This window comes from Micromonospora sp. A202, assembly GCF_006715105.1.
GTDB lineage: Bacteria > Actinomycetota > Actinomycetes > Mycobacteriales > Micromonosporaceae > Micromonospora > Micromonospora zamorensis.
This window is the reverse complement of the sequence record NZ_VFMP01000001.1, coordinates 4373163-4390652: the sequence shown is the minus strand read 5'-3', so window position 1 is coordinate 4390652 and position 17490 is coordinate 4373163. Positions and strand designations below refer to the sequence as shown.

Genomic DNA, 17490 nt, shown 5'->3' with positions numbered 1-17490 from the left:
CCAGACAGCCAGCTCGTCCTGCTAATAGAAGGCGCCACTTGGCCTCAGCAGATGCCGCCGGTCGCACCGTCTCGACTCCTATCGACTGCCTGTGAGCTGGGGTTGTGAGGTCGTGTCAGGTCGTGTGAGGTCCTGTCAGCCAGCAGAACCGCCTCGTCTTCTGCCGCTCGCCCTACGGTCGATTCGTGGCCAACGGCCTACGGCGCCGCCAACAATCCGGCTCGGTGCCGGTCGGCGTCCGGGTCCCGCACACGGCAGCAAGGGAGGGGCGATGAAGTCCAGGGTCGCTTCGGCCGCTCACACGTCGGCGGCCACGCTGCTGCTCGTCGCTGTGCCGATCACGCTCGTCCGCGTCGGCAGGTGGCCACGCCCGCAAGGCTCGTGGACGACCCTGCTCCGCGGCTGGATCGAGGAGCCCCTCAGCGGCGGCTTCCTCGCCGGCATCGCCTACCTCGCGGCCTGGCTGCTATGGGCAATGCTCGCCGCCGCCATCACAGCCCGCCTGTACGCCCAGGCCGCCCAGATGTCACGGCGACTGCCACGGCTGCACATGCCCGGGCCGCTGCAGGGCATCACGGCGGCTGTCCTGGGAGCGACCGCCGTCAGCACGGCGGCCACCGCGACGCCCGCCCACGCCAGCGCGACCACCGCCGCCCCTGCGGAGACGACCCATCCACCGCAGGGTGCAGCAGCCGCCGTGCGCGCCCACGCCGACGACCAGACCACCTCACCAGCCAACGGCAGGGACCAGGCCAAGCACAACTACACGGTGCGGCGCGGCGACACGCTGTCCCGCATCGCCCAGGACCGCCTCGGCGACGCGGACCGCTGGCCCGAAATCTTCACCGCCAACCGTGGCACCCGCTTCCCCCACACCGGTGGGACACTTCGCGACCCTGACCTCATCTACCCAGGCTGGACACTGCGACTACCTCCCACGGCCGAAGCACCACGCCCCTCGCCCCGACCGACGCCTACCCCAACGCCAACGACACCAGATCCCTCAGGATCGCCCAGCAGCCCGACCGGAACGGACACCGACGACGGCCTCGTGGAGTCCGCCCCAGCGCCCACATCTGCGCCAGCCGACCAGGGTTCGACGTCGGGACCAGCTGCCACGCCCACCACTGGCACCGCCGACGAAGGAACCGCCCCAACGCCGCGACCGCAGCCGGGTGTGTCGCTCGGTACGGGTAGCTGGCTCGACATGGGACTTGCCGCCGCAGTCCTCGCCGCGGTGGCCCTCGTTTGGGCACACCGCCGTCGCCGCTACATCCCCCAGCAACCCACCGCGCGCCCACGCCTCGACGACCCGAGCGCCGAACCGATGCCGGCGGTGATCACCCGGATCCGTCGCGACCTACGGGCCCTGACACCGAGCGCGAAGACGATTCCCGGCCCCGGCCCCCTCGACCCTCCGCCCGACGAACCCGTCGTGGACGCTGAATCAGACCCGGCAGACGCGGCCGACGACGAGACCTCCAAACTCACGGCGCACGAGGCGCAGCCGCCTATACCCGCGCCGGCCCGCCCGCTGATCGAGGTGTGGCCGTCCGCGGGACTCGGTCTGATCGGGCCGGGTGCCGAGGCAGCGGCCCGAGGCGTGCTGGTGTCGGCTCTCGCTGCCGGCGGACCGGATGACCCCGATAGCCGCCACCACGTCGTCATCGCCTCGGACACCCTCGCCACGCTGTTAGGCACCGCCACCACACTGGCGGACACGCCACGGATGAGCGTCACCAGCGGACTCAGCGACGCTCTGACGCTGATCGAGGAGCAGACGCTGCACCGCGCGCGCATATGCGGCGACTACGAGGTCGACACGATCGCCGACCTGCGGGACCGGGACTCCATCGCCGAGCCCGTGCCGCCGACACTGCTGATCGCCGCCCCCACCGCTGCTCATGAGCGCACACGCATCGCCGCGCTGCTCACGCAAGGGCACCGACTCGACATCCACGGCGTCCTGCTCGGCGCCTGGCCCGATGGCGACACCATCCTCGTCGCCGAAGACGGCTCCACCAGCATCATTAAGCACGACGCGAAACAGCACAGCTGCCCTTCCGCCGTCGGCCGCCTGAGCGTCATCAACCGCAGCGAGACCACCGAACTGCTGCGACTCCTCGCCGAGTCCCATACCGGCGAGCCTCAACCGCCAGCACCCGCGCAGCACATACCACTCGACAGGCTGGTCAACGCCGCCCACGCGCCGAACCCCACACCCGAGAATTCTGCCGCCGCACACCTACAGGAGCGCCGCGATCACGCCGGGAATCAACCGCACCCGGCGGGCGACGACCGGCCTTGCAGCACCGGCAGCCGCGTCGACGTTCGAGTGCTCGGCGGGGCCCGCATCGTGGACATGGACACGACCACGCCGCTGCGCGCGAAAGCCCTCGAACTGCTGGTCTACCTCGTCGTTCAGGACGGCGAGGCAGCACAGGACAACATCCTCGACGACCTGCTGCCCGACGCCCCCGCGTCGAAGGCACCGCACCGCCTGCACACCTACGTATCCGCACTACGCAAAGCCCTCGTCCTCACCGGAGGACCCGACACCTACCTCACTCACCCGTCGCGCCGCTACGCGCTCAACCGCGACGCCCTCGACACCGACCTGTGGCGCATGCGCACCGCGCTGCGCGACGCCGCCCTCGCCACCACCGACGCCGACCGCACCGCCGCACTCCAGCGCGCCGTCGACGCCTACGACGGCACACTCGCCGACGGCTTCGACTACGAATGGATCGAGGCATACCGCGAGGGCATCCGCCGCCAAGCCCTCGACGCCCACCTCGCCCTCGCCGCCGCTACCACCGACCCGACACAAGCCCTAGCCGTCCTGGAAGCCGCGATGCGCCACGACCCCTACGCCGAAGCCACCTACCAGCAAGCGATGCGCGCCCACGCCGCACTCGGACACCTCGAGCAGATCCGATCCCTACGCCGAGCCCTCACCCGCAGACTCGACGAGATCGACGCCGAACCCAGCGAGGACACCCTGAGACTCGCCGACCGGCTCATCGCCGACATGCGCCGGCAGAAGCCCACCGGGAAGACCGGCTCTCACCACAACGGACTTCAGCCATGACGCCGGACTGGGACCCCAACGGCACCGAATGGCCCCTTCGAGCGGCCGTCCTCACCGGCCACCCTGGGCCCGCCCGCAGCCCTCAAGGCGGGTCGGCGCATCAACAAGCTCCATGCCCGACGAGCCTCGACGCGGTGGACACCGACCTGGCCACAGCAGTCCGGCACGCCGCCTGGATACGCCAGGTGTTCTACGTCCTGGTGCTGCTGGTCGCCCTCGTCGGGCAAGTCACCGGCGCCGTCCAAACGCTCGGCGTCCCGATGGTCGTCGCGGTCCCGGCCGTCGCGGCGCTCGAACTGGGCGGCGTGGTCGTGATGGCCAACGCCGACGTGCGACGCCGCCTCGGCGAGCGGGCAATCGGATCACGCCTCCTGTCCGCCGCGATCGCCGCCGGAGCCGTCACCTTCAACTGGGCCGCCCACCCCGACCACATAGTTGGCGGCTTCTACGCGGGCATGTCCGCCCTCGGATACCTCGTCTGGCTGATGCACGCCGGCAACCAGCGCCGCGACCGGCTGCGCGTCACGGGTGTCCTGCCGCCCACACCACCCGCCTACGAGGTGTTCGGGCATTGGGTCTGCCACCCCGTCGTCACCTCTCGGGCGCGGTCCATCGCCAAGGCCGACGGCCTCGACCTGTACGGGTCCCTCGCCGTGGCCCGCACCGCGATCGCCCGCCGACGCCGCGAGGCCGCGATCGCCAAGGTGCTCCATCGCAAGATTAGAGCCGCCGTGGACCCCACCACCGCCGACATCGCCATACGCGTGTATGACCTGGACGAGATCGCCGCACGCCTCGCGGCCACCGCCGACTACAACGGGCTGACCACGCTCCTGGCCGCTGACCTCGCCCCAGAGCGGATCATGACGGCCCGCAGTTCCAGTCGCCACCGTCGCTGGTTCAGGCGAGAGGGCATCGCGGACGCACCAACGGCACCTGAGCCCGCCCTCTCCCCGCCGCAAGCGCCTGCCGCGTCGCTGGCGGACACGCCTCGCGATGACCGGCAGGAGCCGAATCCAGAGCCAGAGGAGAATCCTCAACCGGCCCCGAGCGGCCACCAGCAGAGTGCCGAGAGCCGCGCCGCTGACCCGCCTGGAGCAGTGTCTTTGGACGAGCCGGCCGTCGCGGACCCAGTAGACAGGGGCGAGAACGACAAGGACGTCCTTGGCGTGGAAGCCGACGAGGAGACGGACGACGGCGATCTGGATGCTGCCGGCGACGACGCGAACGACGATGAGGCCTCGGAGGTGCCCCAGGGGACCGCGCAGGCAGTGGCCTACTGGCTGCGTAAGGAGCCGAACCTGGACCCTGAACTGCTCGCCGAGAGGATCGGCAAGTCGCTGCGATCGGTCTACCGATACCTGCCGGCGGAATACCCCCGCCGACCGGGAATCGCCAGGCGACGGACCGGACGCCAGCCCGGCCCTGACCGGCGCACGATCCGCAACGAGTGACGGCAACAGAAGCGATTGCCTACCGACTGTCGGCGTACAAGTCTGATGGCGCGGGCCGCAACGAAATGGGAAAATGCGCCCGCGCCAACTCCCGCGCGTCGGCGCGAGCCTGCCGTAGTCGTGTCAACGCTGCAGCGTCCATACCGGACAGCACCCGCCATGCGGTCGGATCCAAGGCGACGGTGCCGAATAGGGCGGCCTGGTTACGCAGCAGCACCACCAGGTCGGCGATCGCCTCCCCGCCGTCGGCCAGCATGACCGCCAGATTTACCCGACGCGGCCGGGATCATGGCCGGACTGCCGCTGCCGCAACAACGCGAGCGCGTCACTGTCGTTGCATAGGTCGTCCTACGTCGACGTCCTGATCTGTTCGTTTACGTGCTTCAGGCTCCGTGCCGTGGCCGCTGGCGTGGCGGGCAGCAGCGGTGGCCGGACCGTCGGCGTGGGGATGCGTCGCTGGGCGTGTAGCACCGCTTTGATGACGGATGGGTTGGGTTCGGCGAAGAGCGCTGTCGATAGCGTGGCGAGGCGGTGGCCGAGCGATCTGGCACGAGTGGTGTCCCCGGCCTGCCAGGCCCTGATCAGCGAGGCGTAGTCGTTGGTGGCGACGTGCGCTGAGGCGAGGATGCCGCCGTGCCCGCCAAGAGCGAGCAGCGCGGAGACGTAAGCGTCTTCGCCGCACAGCACCGAGTGACCCGGTGGTACGTCAGCGAGGAAGGCGAGGGTGTCGGCGTCAATGCCGCCGACAGCGTGCTTGATTCCCACCACGCCGGGCAGGCCAGCCAGCCGGCGCAGGGTTTCGACGGAGAGTGGCTGGCCGGTGCGGTAGGGGACATGGTAGGCGACCAGCGGCACGGGAGAGTCCTCGGCCAGTCGGGCGAAATGGGCGAGTACGGCCTCCTCGCCGGGCCGCAGGAACGGCGGCACCAGGCAGAGCGCCGCCGTGACCTCAGGCCGTCCGCCGAGCACCCGAAGTGCATCGAGGGTGTGCGCGCCGACCAGAAGTTGGGCCGCGCGCTCGCGGCAGACCGTCGCGACGACGTCGACCACATCTTGCTGCTCGGCTTCGGTGAGAGCGTGCGGTTCTGCGGTGGTGCCGAGGGCGACCAGTCCGGCTGCCCCACCTTCCAGGACCTGGTTGGCGAGGGCGGTCAGAGCGTCGAAGGCGACAGCACCCCGCTCGTCAAACGGCGTGATCAGCGGTACGTACAGGCCGGTCAGTGTCATGCCTCCACCTTGCGGGCCGAGACTGTGAAGAACCAGTTCCGATTACTGACTGAATACGTAAGCTTGGCTGATGCTTGACGTCCGCCGTCTGCGCCTGCTGCGCGACCTGGCCCGCCTGGGCACCATCGCCGCCGTCGCCGAGGCGCACACCTACACGCCATCCGCCGTCTCCCAGCAGCTCGCTGCGCTGCAACGGGAAGCCGGCGTCGCGCTACTGGAACGCGCCGGCCGCCGGGTCACTCTCACCCCCACCGGGGAGGCGCTGGTCCGACACGCCGAGGTGGTCCTTGCCGCCCTGGAAGCGGCGGACGCCACGCTGGCCGCCGCCCGCGGGGGGCTCTCCGGCACGGTACGCATCGGCGCGTACCCGAGTGCCGTCCGTACCGTGTTGGCGCCGGCCCTGGTCGCGCTGGCCCGCGACCATCCCGCGCTCGACCTGATGGTCACCGAACTGGACCCGGTCGCCGTGCCCGACGCGCTGCGCGACCGTCGCCTCGACGTGGCCCTCGATCACGACTACGACATCGTGCCGCTCGATTCGGATCCGGCGCTGGACTCGACGCCTCTGCTCGAAGAGACGGTCTTCCTCGCCCTGCCGATCGAAATGGAGTGCGATCTTCGAGGTGACCCGATGCACTCGGTGCGCGATGCCGAGTGGATCGTGGGTAGCCAAGGAACGCTGTGCCACTCGGTTGCCCTGCACGCCTGCGAGTTGGCCGGTTTCCGCCCGAGGGTGCGCCACCACGCCGACGATTTCACCGCCATGCTGGCCCTGGTGGCCGCCGGACAAGGCGTCGGACTGGTGCCCCAACTCGCCGTCGGGCAACCGCCCACGCGGGTCCGCCTCGTACCCCTCGCTATCAGGCGACGTACCCGGATCGCCTACCGGAAGGGCGCAGGAGACCACCCGGCAGTCGCCGCTTGCATCGCGGCGCTTCGCCACACCGGCCGCGACCACGGCGACGAACAGGACAGGTACGCCGGGCTGTGATCGATCAGCGAGCTTGACGGCAGGTGTCGTCAGTAGCGACTGACGGGCTGGCAGCGGTCCGGACGCGGAGGGCTGCCGCACTGTTGCGACGTAGCGCGAGTCACCGCGGCTTCCGCCCACCTCACCGATGGGCGAAGACGAAGGCACCCTCGACGTTCGGGCCCGGACGATGCGCCATCTCCGCCTCGACAGTGAAGCCTGCAGCGTCCAGCCAGGTAGCGACCCGGGCCGCTGACCGACGGTGCACGTAGACGTTCATCGGATGGCCGCCGTAGCCCTCCGTTTTGAGCTTGCTGCCGTCGCCGGCGTGGAAGCCCAGCAGCAGGGGCCCGCCAGGCCGCAGCACCCGAAAGAACTCAGCCATGACCGTGGGGACCTCGTCATCGGGGACATGAATCAGAGAGAACCACGCGAGCAGGCCGGTCAGAGAACCATCAGCCAGTTCGAGACCCGTCATGGAGCCGACCTCGAACCGCAGGCCGGGATGATCTCGCCGGGCCACGTCGATCATTGCGGGCGACAGGTCAACACCGAACGCGTCCAGGCCGATGCCCCGCAGATAGGCGGTGATCCGACCCGGGCCACAGCCGACATCGGCGACCGGCCCGTTCCCCTGTGCGCGCACCAGCTCGGCGAAGAGTGCCAGGATGCCCCGCTGGAACGGCTCGCCAGCGAGGGCGTCCCGCAGCAAGTCGGCATAGCTGACCGCCACGGTGTCGTAGGAAGTCTGGGCTTGACCCGTTTCGACGGACAGGGTCGTTGTGTTGATCTTAGTTAGGCGGCTTGGTCGATCGGTAGCGGTTGTGAGCTGGTGGCCTCGAAGGCCGCAGGGCTGAGGTAGTCGAGGGTTGAGTGTCGGCGGCGGGTGTTGTACCAGCCCTCGATGTATTCGAATATGGCCTGGCGGGCGGCTTGATGGGTGGGCCAGGCCTGGCGGTGCAGGAGTTCGGTTTTGATGGTGGCGAAGAACGATTCGGCGACTGCGTTGTCCCAGCACTGTCCGCGCCGTCCGACGGACAGGCGGATGTCGTGACGGTGTGCGAGGCGGGCGTGCTGGGCGCTGAGGTATTGCGTGCCGCGGTCGGAATGAAACACCAGCCCGGGCTCGGGTCGGCGGCGTGCGAGAGCGTCGGCGAGGGCGGCGTCGACCAGGTCGGTCTTGAGGTTGTCGGCCACGGCCCAGCCGACGACCCGGCGTGATGCGAGATCGATGACGGTGGCCAGGTAGAGCCAGCCCTGCCAGGTGTTGATGTAGGTGATGTCGCCGCACCAGCGGGTATCGATTACGCCGGGATCAACACGGAAGTCGCGGCCGACCAGGTCAGGTCGGAGCCCGGCGGCCCGATCCGGGATTGTGGTCGTGCGCCAGCGGCGTGGGCTCTTGCCGGCGAGTCCGGCGGTGCGCATTAGCCGGGCGACGCGTTTACGGCCGTGCCGTAGCCCCTGTTCGGTGAGGTCAGCGTGGATCCGCGGCGCCCCGTAGGTGCCCTTGGACCGTTCGTGCAGCACGGTGATCTTGTCGGTGAGCTGCGCATCGACCCGCTCGCGCTGCGACTGGGTGCCGGCTTTCTGCTGGTAGTAGGCGGATCGGGAGACCTCGAGCAGTTCGCAGGCACGTTTGACGTTGTGCTTGCCGGCCTGCTCCGCGGCGATGAACGGGAAGACGTTCACCGGGTCTCCTTCGCGAAGAAAGCCGTCGCCCGTTTGAGCACATCGACGTCTTCGCGCAGCCTGCGGTTCTCTTTGCGCAGCTGTGCGAGTTCGGCCCGTTCGTCGCTGGTCAGCCCGTCGGCGCGGACGCCGGTGTCGAGTTCGGCCTGCTTGACCCACTCACGCACCGCCGTCTCGGTCAGATCAAAATCCTGGCTGACCTGCCGAAGCGTGCGGTCACCACGCTGGCACAACTCGACGATCTCGGCCTTGAACTCCGGCGTGAACGAACGCCGAGGCCGCGGCCGCTTCTTCCCCATGCTCTCCATGATGATGGACATCCTCCCGGAGACCCCAGGTCCCCTGATCTCGGATGTCCGTCAAAACGGGGCAGGCCCAGTCCGGGTGTCATCGAGCCAACGGGAAACGCGCATGCGGAGCACGCTAGCCCCGACTTACACGCTGGCGTCGCCCTGGGCAATGCCACCATCGATCGGCGCAAGTGAGGTGGCCAAGGCCGTGCCGTCATGTATGTGAAGACCGGCGCGAGGTGTCAGGGTGATGGGGTGTGGTCGCCGGCGGCGTACCGACTCCAGGTGCCGCCGGCGTTGGTGACCTGCCAGGTGGCGGTTGGGGTGGCGCGGTGGCGTCGGTCCCGCCCGCGTCCTCGCCGGGTGGCTCAACCTCCACGAACCCGAAGAGTCGCTCAATCACCTGGAGCGCCTGGGTCGAGTAGCGGTCGGCGAAACCCCGGCAGATAGCCGGCTTGGCCTCTGGAAACTGAGAGTAGGGGAGGGTGTCGTGGCAGACCACGAACCCCTCGTCGCGCCGTGCCTCGGCGACCAGTTCACGGAGGCGGCCCTCGGAAAGGCGCATGAGGTTGCCGGGCCGGAAGATGCACGTGCGGCACTGCCTGGACAGCACTCGTGACTTCCGCAGCACCGGATCGCCGACGCTGAGGTCCTGGGCCGCATCCAATGACGTGTCGCCTCCGTCAGGTGCAGCCGACCCAATCGCAGTATCGCGCGGTACATGCGCCTTTTGCGCATCGGTAGGAAGCTGACTGAGCCAGTGGATGATCTGATCGATGTGGCCTCGTTGTAGACCCGTGGCGCTGTCGACGGGGACCAGCAGGGTTACGTTGCCACACGCGGTGCGGTCGGTGGCCTCTGCGGCATCCCGGCCGCCGAACCCGTCGTCGAGAATGGCCAGCGGCCGTCCGCCGACGGCGCGGTACAGCGGGGCGAGCTTGAGCTGGCGGCCGAACCGCACGCCGCCATCGCCTACGTCGATGACCGGCAGGTCGGCCGGTAGGCCGAGCCGGGGTGCGATCCAGGTCGCGGCGATCGCGCCCCAACTTGTGTACCAGACGAGGTCGGCGTCGCGCGAAAGTTCTCGGAGCCAGGCGCCGTGGTCGGGGTGCAGCCACACCTCACCGGAGACGTGCTGGCCGGTGGGACCGGGACCGTCGTAGTGGTGTCGGTGGTAGCCGAGCTGGCAGGCGGTGGCCTGGTGGTCGGGGTTGAGGACGCCGTCGACGTCGATCGCGACCACGGGTCGTACCCGGTGTGCTGCGGCGGTCCCGGCTCGGCGTCGCTGCTGTTGCAGCGGCAAGGCTGGCTCGCGCGGCTCGGGGATGGCGGCCAGGCGCTCGTCGACGCCCTGGTAGCACTTCTTGCAATAGAGGACGCCGTCATCGATGAAGATGGTGACGGCCGCGAGGCAGCACGGTGAGAGGTACATCGGCCCCCAGGGGCGCTCGACGTACGGCAGATCGTGGCGGTCGACGAAGATTGGTTCGGGCGGCGACGGGGCAGGTTCAGCGGCAGACATGCTTGTTTTCCTCAGTCTGTGGGCGTGGGGTCGCCTTGGTGCAGGGCGCGACAGCTGACCCGAAGGTCTCGGGCGAATTGACGCTCCATGCGGCGACGGAGACAAGTCGTGCGCGGGGTTCGGCTGTGCGTCGGGGGGCTGCGGGTCATGGACCTGCGGGTGGACAGCGGGGGCGGTCCTGACGATGTGGTCGGGTTCCATCCCCGCTGCGGCCTGTGTCGACGAGGCCCCGCGATGGGTGCGGGTTTAGGCCCTGGTCAGGGCTTCGATGGCTGCTTGGCCGATGAGGTTGATGCAGGTGGTGGGGTCGTCGACGGTGATGGTGGTGGTGTTGTCGTAGACCCTGGGTGGCCAGCCTTTGTTGTCGGGTGCGAGCCAGAGGATGGCGCAGCCGGTGTGGTGGAGGCGGGTGATGGTGGCTTGGCTTTCGTCGGGGTTGACGTAGTGGCCGTCGGAGACGACGACGAGCAGCCGTCCGGTGCCGGGGGTGGACAGGTGCAGGAGTCGGTCGGCTTCGGCGCAGGCTTCGACGAACCGTTCCGTGCCGGCGTCGGCTTGCATGTCGCGGACCGTGGTCGGGCGGCGGCCGGGTGGGATGAGCACGGTGATTCGGTCGCCGTAGGCGAGGGTCGCGGTGGTGGCTCCGGCGCGGGTGGCGGCGTGGGCGACGATCCACGCGGCGGAGGACATGGGTTTCGCGAAGTCCTCCATCGAGCCGGATGCGTCGATGAGGATGCCGACGGTTAGCTCGGGGTCGGGGACGGGGCGGCGTACGGTGCGCTGCCACGGTTGGGCGGTGGGGATGGCCCCGGCCGCGCGTTGGGCGGCGAGGGTGACCGCGGCGCCGGTTCGCAGCCGTCCGGGCGGTGCGCTGCTGGGTTCGCGGGTGCGGGCGGGTTCGCGGTGGCGGGCGCGGCGCAGCAGGGCGGTGAGGCGGTTGGCGGCGTGGCGTTCGGCGTCGCGGGCGTCGCGTTCGGTCCAGGTGATCGGTGTGTCGGTGTCGACGTGGATGCCCGGTGGGTGGGGACGGCTGCTGTCGCTTGCGGGTTCGGGGGTGTCGGCGGGGTTGTGGAGGATGGTGTCGAGGGCGCCGGAGATGGCTGCCGCGATCGCGCTGGTGGCGGCGTCGTCGGCGGGCAGGCCCGGGTTGATGGTCGGGTCGATGCCGAGTAGGCGGCACCAGCGCTCACCGAGTTCGATCATGCGGGTGGTGTCGGTGTCGCCGATGGTGTGGGCTTCCCGCCAGATGGCGCGCAGGCCCCGGATCAGTTTGCGGCTGAGGACCGTGGTGATGGCGCGTCGTGCCTCGCGAACGTCGGCGGGGTAGAGGATTCGGGCGTCGACGCGGGCGAGGAGCAGTCCGGCGGCGTAGGCGGCGCTCCAGAGGGTGTCGGTGGGTGTGTCGGCGGGGTCGATGATGCTGGTGATGGCGCGGCGTAGCCATCGCCGGTCGCGGGGTCGGTTGTCGCGGTAGCGTCGTTCGATGCGGGACTCCTCGAGCAGGAGCGCGGCTTCCCGGACGACGGGCGCCACGGTGGGCGGTGGATCCCACTGGGAGTGGATGACGTGGGCGCATTCGTGCAGCAGGACGCCGTAGGCGACGGGAACCTTCGACCGGTGCCCGGGCCGGCGGGGGTCGGCGATCGCCGGGTCGGCGATGAGGTCGGCGTCGACCTGAATCTGGGCGGTGGCGGGGTAGCTGAAGCCGGGTGGGCCGCCGTCGGCCGGGGTGACGGTCACGCTGGCGTCGAGTCGGCCGGTCAGTGTCGCGGCCTGCCTGGTCCAAGCCGCTGACCACCGGCGCCACGGTGAGGTGGCCGGGGTCGTGGAGGCGGGGCTGGCGCCGGAGGGGCGCAGGTGCGCGGAAACGCTGGTCATGACGGCCTGCCTTACTTCTGCTTGCCGAGTGTGAGGGGAGTGATGGTGGTGCCGCGGTAGGCCCGCTGCAGGGCCTCGATGACGGCCTGCCGGTCGGCCTCGGGTGCGATCGCGGCGAGGTTGGCCACGGCGGCGGCGAGGCCGAGGCTCTCGGTGACGCGCTTGAACGCGAGCAGTTCGCGCAGTTGCGGCGCCCAGTCGATGTCGTGCTTGCGCAACCGCGTGTTGAGGGTGATCGCCGCGTCGATTGCGCCGTTGGGTACGCCGAGGGAGCGGGCGAGCTGGAAGTCGGTGGTGACCTCGATGTGCACGGAGAACCGGGAGGCGAGGGCTTCGGTGAGGATCGCGCCGTGCACGCCGGGGTTGTGGCCGGCGCAGACAAAGAACCCGTCGGTGGCGGTCACGACTTCGTTGTGGTGGGCGGCGATGGTCATGATGGCCCGGCCGTCCATCGCCGGATACAGAGCGGCAAGCACGCGGGGTGGGATGAGGGTGGCGTCGTCGATGAACAGGGCGCGTCCGGCGCGCATGGCGCTCACGAGCGGCCCGTAAGCGAAGGCGAAGCCGCCGTCGGGAAGCGGGACGTAGTTGCCGACGAGGTCCTCGACGGTGGTGTCGCCGTGCCCGGCGACGGTGATCGCATCGGGGTAGGCGGCTTCGATGAGGCTGGTCTTGCCGGTGCCGGGTGGCCCGTAGAGCAGGACCGGGATGGTGTCGCGGCGCAGCTGGCGCAGCACCTCGACGTCGGTGCTGTCGCCGAGCTGGCGGGGCAGGTACCAGACCCCGTTGGGACGCGGGACAGCGCCGGGACGCGGGGGAACCGGGCCGGTCGGGGCAGGTGCCGGCGCGGCGGTCGCCGTGGGCGTGCCGGGGGCGGCGGAGGGGGCGCGGCTGGTGCCGGCTCCCGCGGTGAACGCGTCGATGCCCTCGGCGGTGATGGTGTACCGGCGGGGCGATCCGGTGGACATGGTCGCCCAACGACGGTCGACGAGGCGGTTCAGAACGGATCCGATTGCCCCGGACGAGCGGCCGGGCAGTTCCCTGCCCAGGTCGCCGATGGAGAAGGCGCGGTGCGGTTCGGCCGCGAGCAGGGCCAGGACCGGCCCGAACATCGGCCGGGGCTTGGCCTTGGGCTTGGCGGGTCGAGCGGGCGAGGTCACCGGGCACCTCCGACGATGGCTGCGGTAGGGGTGCAACCGATACCCGCGGTTCCGCGGGTGATCGAGTCGTATCCGGGCGACTGCGGGGCCGGCGCGTGGCTAGGCAGCGGCCGGCGGACTGATGTGCTCAGGTGTGGCATGGGGTGCTCCTTGGCGAATGTGCCGCCGCGCGCTCCTTCCCGGGGCGCGCGGCGGCGTTGGTGGGCCACAGCGGGCGGGAAGAGCGCGCGTAGCGGTGTTCGGCTACGCGGAGCGGTCTTCAGGTCGAGCGCCTACCGGCGGTAAGGCGCGATCGGATTCGGGAGTCGCAGGCCGGCGTCCGACCTGCGCAAGCTGCTTCGATTCCTGGTCGGCGTCATTTATCTGCGGTGGTTGTGCCGGTGCCGGCCCGGGGTAGATCTGCGCCCTACGCCTGGTCGGGGTCGGGCAGGTCGCCGACGATCCGGTCGCACGCGTACGGGTCGACGGCCTCCCAGCACCAGCTGCGGCCCATCACCACGTATCGGCCGTCGCCGTCGGGGGCGATGCGTTCGATGGCGTCCGGGTCGTCGGACGTGGTGCGCTGGTCGGCGACGATGACGTCGCCGTCGAAGGACAGGTTGGCCAGTTCGGCGTTGACCCGACGGTCCAGCTCGTCCTCCGGCACGCCCTCGTCGCGCAGGCTGTGGCGGTACTGGTCGCGGTGCCGCTGCTGGTCGGTGACGATCGCCTCGGCCACGGCACGGGTGCAGGAGAACACCGCCCACCCGTTCCAGTAATCGACCAGGGTGCCGACGAACCCGACCGCGAACCGGTCGCCGCCGTCCGGGCCGGTGGCCAACGCCCAGTCGCCGGAGAACACGCCGATGTCGCCGACACGGACCCTCGCGGGGCGCAGGTGCGACACGTCGCGGCCTGTGGGGCTGGCCGCGAGGTGACAGAGGTCGGCGATCCGGTCGGTGGCGGCGGTGTCGAAGGCGTCGCGGTAGACGGCCATCGCCTCGTCGCGCTGCTGGATGCCCAGCCCGAACCAGCCGCTGACGTCGCCGGTGGCGTCGGCGAACAGCTCCCATCCAGCGGTATCGACCGCCTCCCCGGCCAAGGTGAAGCGGGGCAGGGCGCCGAGAACGGCGGGATCCCCGTCCTTGATGCCGGCCAGGACCTGGCGGGCGGCCAGGCGGGTGTCGCCGCTGGCCCGGACGCCGATGGTGTCCTGTGCCCACGACTCGGCGGCCGTGCGGCCGGCCTCGATGCCGGCGGCGCGCATCCGCTGCAGCGCGGCGGCCCATCCGGCGGCCTCGGCGACCAGCCCACCGGCGGGCGGCGGGCTGGTGGTGACCGGTTGGATGCGGTCGCTGGCGTCGAGGCACATCGACAGGGCCGAGCCGCTGTCCCAGGTGACCTCGACGATGTTCTGCTGCTGGTCGTGGCGGCGGACGGTGCCGGTGTCGCCGGGCCGCAACTGGGTGTACGGGTCGCTGGTGTGGACCAGGGCGACGCGCTGGCCGGGCTGGTAGGTCATGGTGCTCTCCGATCGGCGAGTGGATGGGACGCGGCTGGTGGGCGGCGGCGGGTTGGGCGTGCTCATCGGGTGCCGCCTGTCGCGTCACCCGTGGTGGGGGCGTGCGGTGGCCAGGGCTTGCGGGTGAGGTGGGCGCCGAACATCGGGTCGGTGGTGACCGAGGAGCTGCAGCGGGTGCAGCTGGTGGCGGTGTCGTGGCCGTAGCCGGCCATGGACGGGACCTCGACGTGGTCGATCTCGTCGACCGCGCCGCAGACGGTGCACACCGTCATCTCCGGGCCGCCCTCGTCGAGGGCGGGTGCGGTGACGAACAGGTCCTCGACCGGGTCGAGGTGGTGGACGCTGTGCCGCAGCCAGCGGCCGTGGACCGTCGCCTCGTACACCACCAGCAGCCGCTGGTCGAGGCGCAGCAGGTACATCCACTCGTCGAACCCGTCGAGGTCCTCCCGCAGCGAGCCCTGCCGGATGGTGTCGTTCCCGGTGACGGCCGGGTAGCCCAGCCCCGCTACGGGCGGCTGCCGGTGCCACCGCCGAGGCTTGGGGTTGACCGCGAGGCTCCACCAGTTGCGGGCCAGCAGCGCGGCGGCCAAGGCGTCGGTGTCGCGGCCGAACGTGTCGGTCCAGATCCGGCGCAGCAGCGGCACTAGGACCTCCGGGTCCTCGCCGAGCTGGATGGAGCGGGCGGTGTACGTGCCGCGGAGTGCGGCGACACCGATCAGTACGGGTGTGCTCACGTGCCTTTCCTCCTTGAGGATGCGTGGATGGGGGGTTGCGGCGGTCGTCCGCGGGCGGGACGGCCGTCGAGTCGGGTGACCATGGGGCCGCTGGTATCGCCGCTAGGGCTGTAGGTTCTCGTTGATCTTGTCGGCCTCGTGTCGGTTGACCTGGGCTTGGCTGGTGGTTTCTCATCGGTTTGTCGTCTGGTTGTTCTCATCGGTTTGTCGTTTTCTTGATGACCTTGGGCTCTTGGGTGGCGGCGCGACGCCGCTGCGGTGGGCGTAGTCGAGGCGGCCCCGTCCGGTTGGTGGCGGTGCCGTGGGATCGGGGTGAGCTGCCGGCGCATGGTTCGGTACGGATGTCGTGGTGTCTTGATTGACTGGGCCGATGCGGATCGAGGAAGTTGAGGGAATCGCGGCGGCCCTGGGTAGCAAGGTCGTAACGACATCTGTGTTGGCGGGCGGTTTCTCTCACGAGACCTGCCTGCTCACGCTTGCTGACCGTCGGGTCGTTGCCCGGTTCGGAGGAGCTGACCCGGCGGTTGAGGCGGGGGTCATGGACGTCGCCCGCCGGTATGTGCCGGTCCCGGACGTCTTGTTGGTCATGCCCGCCGGAGACGGGCGAGTGCGACCCGCGATGGTCATCGAGTATGTGGACGGTGTCGCGCTGAGTGGAGTGCTCGCTAGGGGTGATCTTGGGCGGGTGGAAGCGGGTGAGCTGGGGGCTGAGGTTGGACGGGTCGTAGCGCGAGTCGCTGGTGCGACGTTCGACCGACGAGGTTTCTTCGTGGACGGGGATCTCACCGTCAAGGAGGAGCGCCCTTGGTCGCAGCAGTTGGTGGAGGTCGCCGAGGGTTGTATGGCTGCGGTTCCCGACAGCCGGCTCGACGGCGAGACGCGTCGTGCTTGGGTGAAGTTGTGCGCGGCTCACGCGACGGCGCTGGAAGGCATTGACGGTCAGACTCGGCTGGTGCATGCCGACATCAACCCGAAGAACATCCTGGTCTCTCGGGTGGGCGGCGGTTGGCGAGTGGATGCGCTGCTCGACTGGGAGTTCAGTTATTCCGGTTGCCCGTATGGCGATGCTGCGAACATGGCCAGGTTTGGCGCTGACTATCCCGCCGGGTTCTTGGATGGCTTCCAGGCGGGCTTCGCCGAGCAGCAGCCCGCAGACCTGCCCTTGGTGCAGAACTGGACCTATCTGGGGCGGGTCCTGGACATGTTCGCGTTGAGTGAACTGCTGACTCGCCCGGTGGGGCATGCCGTTGCTGACCAGGCCGCCGAGCAGGTCCGGCGTTGGGTTGGGCATGGCGTACCGGACAGTGTTTGACGTGTGTCGGATGGCCGCCGGTGTCCGGCTGCCAGCGGGAAGGCTGGCGGATTCACGGGCCTGGGCATGAGTCGTGTTGGTCATCTGACCTCCACTGGTGCGTAGCGGTCGAGAATCTGCTGGACGAGGGGTTCAGCGAGGTGGTCGAGTAGCCGCTGGCCGCGCGGCGTCAGCTGCATGCCTCGGTAACGGCTGTTGGTGCGGATGATCAGGCAGCCGTCACCGTCGATACCGCTTTCGAGCTGGTCGATCTGGAGGAACAGGTTCTGGTAGTGCAGGCCGAGTGCGTGGGCGGCTGCGTTGACGCTCGGGTGGGTGGCGAGTTGCTGGAAACGGCGTAGTCGTTGCCATCCGTGGCGTTTGCCTTCGACAGCTTGTCGGATGTCGGCCGGCAGGTCGGGGTGGCGCCGGGTCTGGACGGCGTGGCCGGCGGATCCTGTCGGACGTGCCGGAATGCCGAGGCGTTCGCGGTGCCGCCGGACAGTTTCGTGGCTGATGCCGAGCTCGGCGCCGATGTCGCCGTTCGAGCGTTGCAGGGTGCCGGCCTGTTCGCGTAGCCAGTCGGGATCTATGGACGGTTGACGAGCGGCGGCCTGCGCTCTCATGGCCGGATCATCAACGGCAAGCGATACGTGCCCCGCCCGCCACACCGACCGGTT

General features: G+C 69.8%; 14 protein-coding genes and 1 pseudogene. 4 read left to right on the top strand and 11 right to left on the bottom strand.

Features of this window, described 5'->3' with window-relative positions; all coding sequences use genetic code 11:
- The first annotated feature begins 271 nt into the window (after nucleotides 1–271).
- Nucleotides 272–3091, top strand: coding sequence for a BTAD domain-containing putative transcriptional regulator (locus FBZ33_RS20250; RefSeq protein ID WP_141910291.1), 2820 nt, complete (start codon nucleotides 272–274; stop codon nucleotides 3089–3091).
- A 134-nt stretch (nucleotides 3092–3225) separates the two neighbouring features.
- Nucleotides 3226–4545, top strand: coding sequence for a hypothetical protein (locus FBZ33_RS20245; protein WP_141910290.1), 1320 nt, complete (start codon nucleotides 3226–3228; stop codon nucleotides 4543–4545).
- A gap of 76 nt (nucleotides 4546–4621) precedes the next feature.
- Here FBZ33_RS20245 and FBZ33_RS20240 read toward each other — a convergent pair.
- Both FBZ33_RS20240 and FBZ33_RS20235 read right to left on the bottom strand, forming a co-directional pair.
- Nucleotides 4622–4875: pseudogene (locus tag FBZ33_RS20240) on the bottom strand (IS1380 family transposase); the annotation flags it as partial.
- 18 nt (nucleotides 4876–4893) lie between these two features.
- The gene (locus FBZ33_RS20235) at nucleotides 4894–5772 is read right to left on the bottom strand and encodes a dihydrodipicolinate synthase family protein (protein ID WP_141910289.1); all 879 of its coding nucleotides are present in this window, start codon (nucleotides 5770–5772) and stop codon (nucleotides 4894–4896) included.
- A 70-nt stretch (nucleotides 5773–5842) separates the two neighbouring features.
- Here FBZ33_RS20235 and FBZ33_RS20230 point away from each other — a divergent pair, with 70 nt between their 5' ends.
- A complete protein-coding gene (locus FBZ33_RS20230) occupies nucleotides 5843–6763 on the top strand; it encodes a LysR family transcriptional regulator (RefSeq protein ID WP_141910288.1) in 921 nt (306 codons plus the stop codon).
- Between the two features lie 121 nt (nucleotides 6764–6884).
- On the opposite strand, the gene FBZ33_RS20225 is transcribed toward FBZ33_RS20230, so the two are convergent.
- The 8 genes from FBZ33_RS20225 to FBZ33_RS20185 all read right to left on the bottom strand — a co-directional run bounded on the left by FBZ33_RS20225 (nucleotide 6885) and on the right by FBZ33_RS20185 (nucleotide 15519).
- On the bottom strand, nucleotides 6885–7517 hold the full coding sequence (locus FBZ33_RS20225) for a class I SAM-dependent methyltransferase (RefSeq protein WP_141912826.1): 633 nt from the start codon (nucleotides 7515–7517) through the stop codon (nucleotides 6885–6887).
- Nucleotides 7518–7537: 20 nt separating this feature from the next.
- Nucleotides 7538–8434: an IS3 family transposase gene (locus tag FBZ33_RS20220; protein WP_185755211.1), complete on the bottom strand. Its 897-nt coding sequence runs from the start codon at nucleotides 8432–8434 to the stop codon at nucleotides 7538–7540.
- Nucleotides 8431–8754 (bottom strand): transposase, encoded by a 324-nt coding sequence (locus tag FBZ33_RS20215; protein WP_141910286.1) that lies wholly within the window; start codon nucleotides 8752–8754, stop codon nucleotides 8431–8433. The genes FBZ33_RS20220 and FBZ33_RS20215 overlap by 4 nt, the downstream gene beginning before the upstream one ends.
- A gap of 184 nt (nucleotides 8755–8938) precedes the next feature.
- Nucleotides 8939–10246 (bottom strand): HAD domain-containing protein, encoded by a 1308-nt coding sequence (locus FBZ33_RS32840; protein WP_255508973.1) that lies wholly within the window; start codon nucleotides 10244–10246, stop codon nucleotides 8939–8941.
- Between the two features lie 246 nt (nucleotides 10247–10492).
- On the bottom strand, nucleotides 10493–12124 hold the full coding sequence (locus tag FBZ33_RS20200; protein WP_141910285.1) for a VWA domain-containing protein: 1632 nt from the start codon (nucleotides 12122–12124) through the stop codon (nucleotides 10493–10495).
- A gap of 11 nt (nucleotides 12125–12135) precedes the next feature.
- Nucleotides 12136–13284, bottom strand: coding sequence for an AAA family ATPase (locus FBZ33_RS20195; RefSeq protein ID WP_255508972.1), 1149 nt, complete (start codon nucleotides 13282–13284; stop codon nucleotides 12136–12138).
- A gap of 406 nt (nucleotides 13285–13690) precedes the next feature.
- Nucleotides 13691–14785, bottom strand: coding sequence for a DUF4314 domain-containing protein (locus FBZ33_RS20190; RefSeq protein ID WP_141910284.1), 1095 nt, complete (start codon nucleotides 14783–14785; stop codon nucleotides 13691–13693).
- A 62-nt stretch (nucleotides 14786–14847) separates the two neighbouring features.
- A complete protein-coding gene (locus FBZ33_RS20185; RefSeq protein WP_141910283.1) occupies nucleotides 14848–15519 on the bottom strand; it encodes a hypothetical protein in 672 nt (223 codons plus the stop codon).
- 370 nt (nucleotides 15520–15889) lie between these two features.
- Between FBZ33_RS20185 and FBZ33_RS20180 the strand changes: the two genes are divergently transcribed.
- Complete coding sequence (locus FBZ33_RS20180; RefSeq protein WP_141910282.1) at nucleotides 15890–16831, top strand: phosphotransferase; 942 nt, start codon at nucleotides 15890–15892, stop codon at nucleotides 16829–16831.
- Nucleotides 16832–16911: 80 nt separating this feature from the next.
- On the opposite strand, the gene FBZ33_RS20175 is transcribed toward FBZ33_RS20180, so the two are convergent.
- Entirely contained in the window at nucleotides 16912–17436 is a 525-nt protein-coding gene (locus tag FBZ33_RS20175) for a LysR family transcriptional regulator (RefSeq protein WP_185755365.1), read from the bottom strand.
- Nucleotides 17437–17490 lie beyond the last annotated feature (54 nt).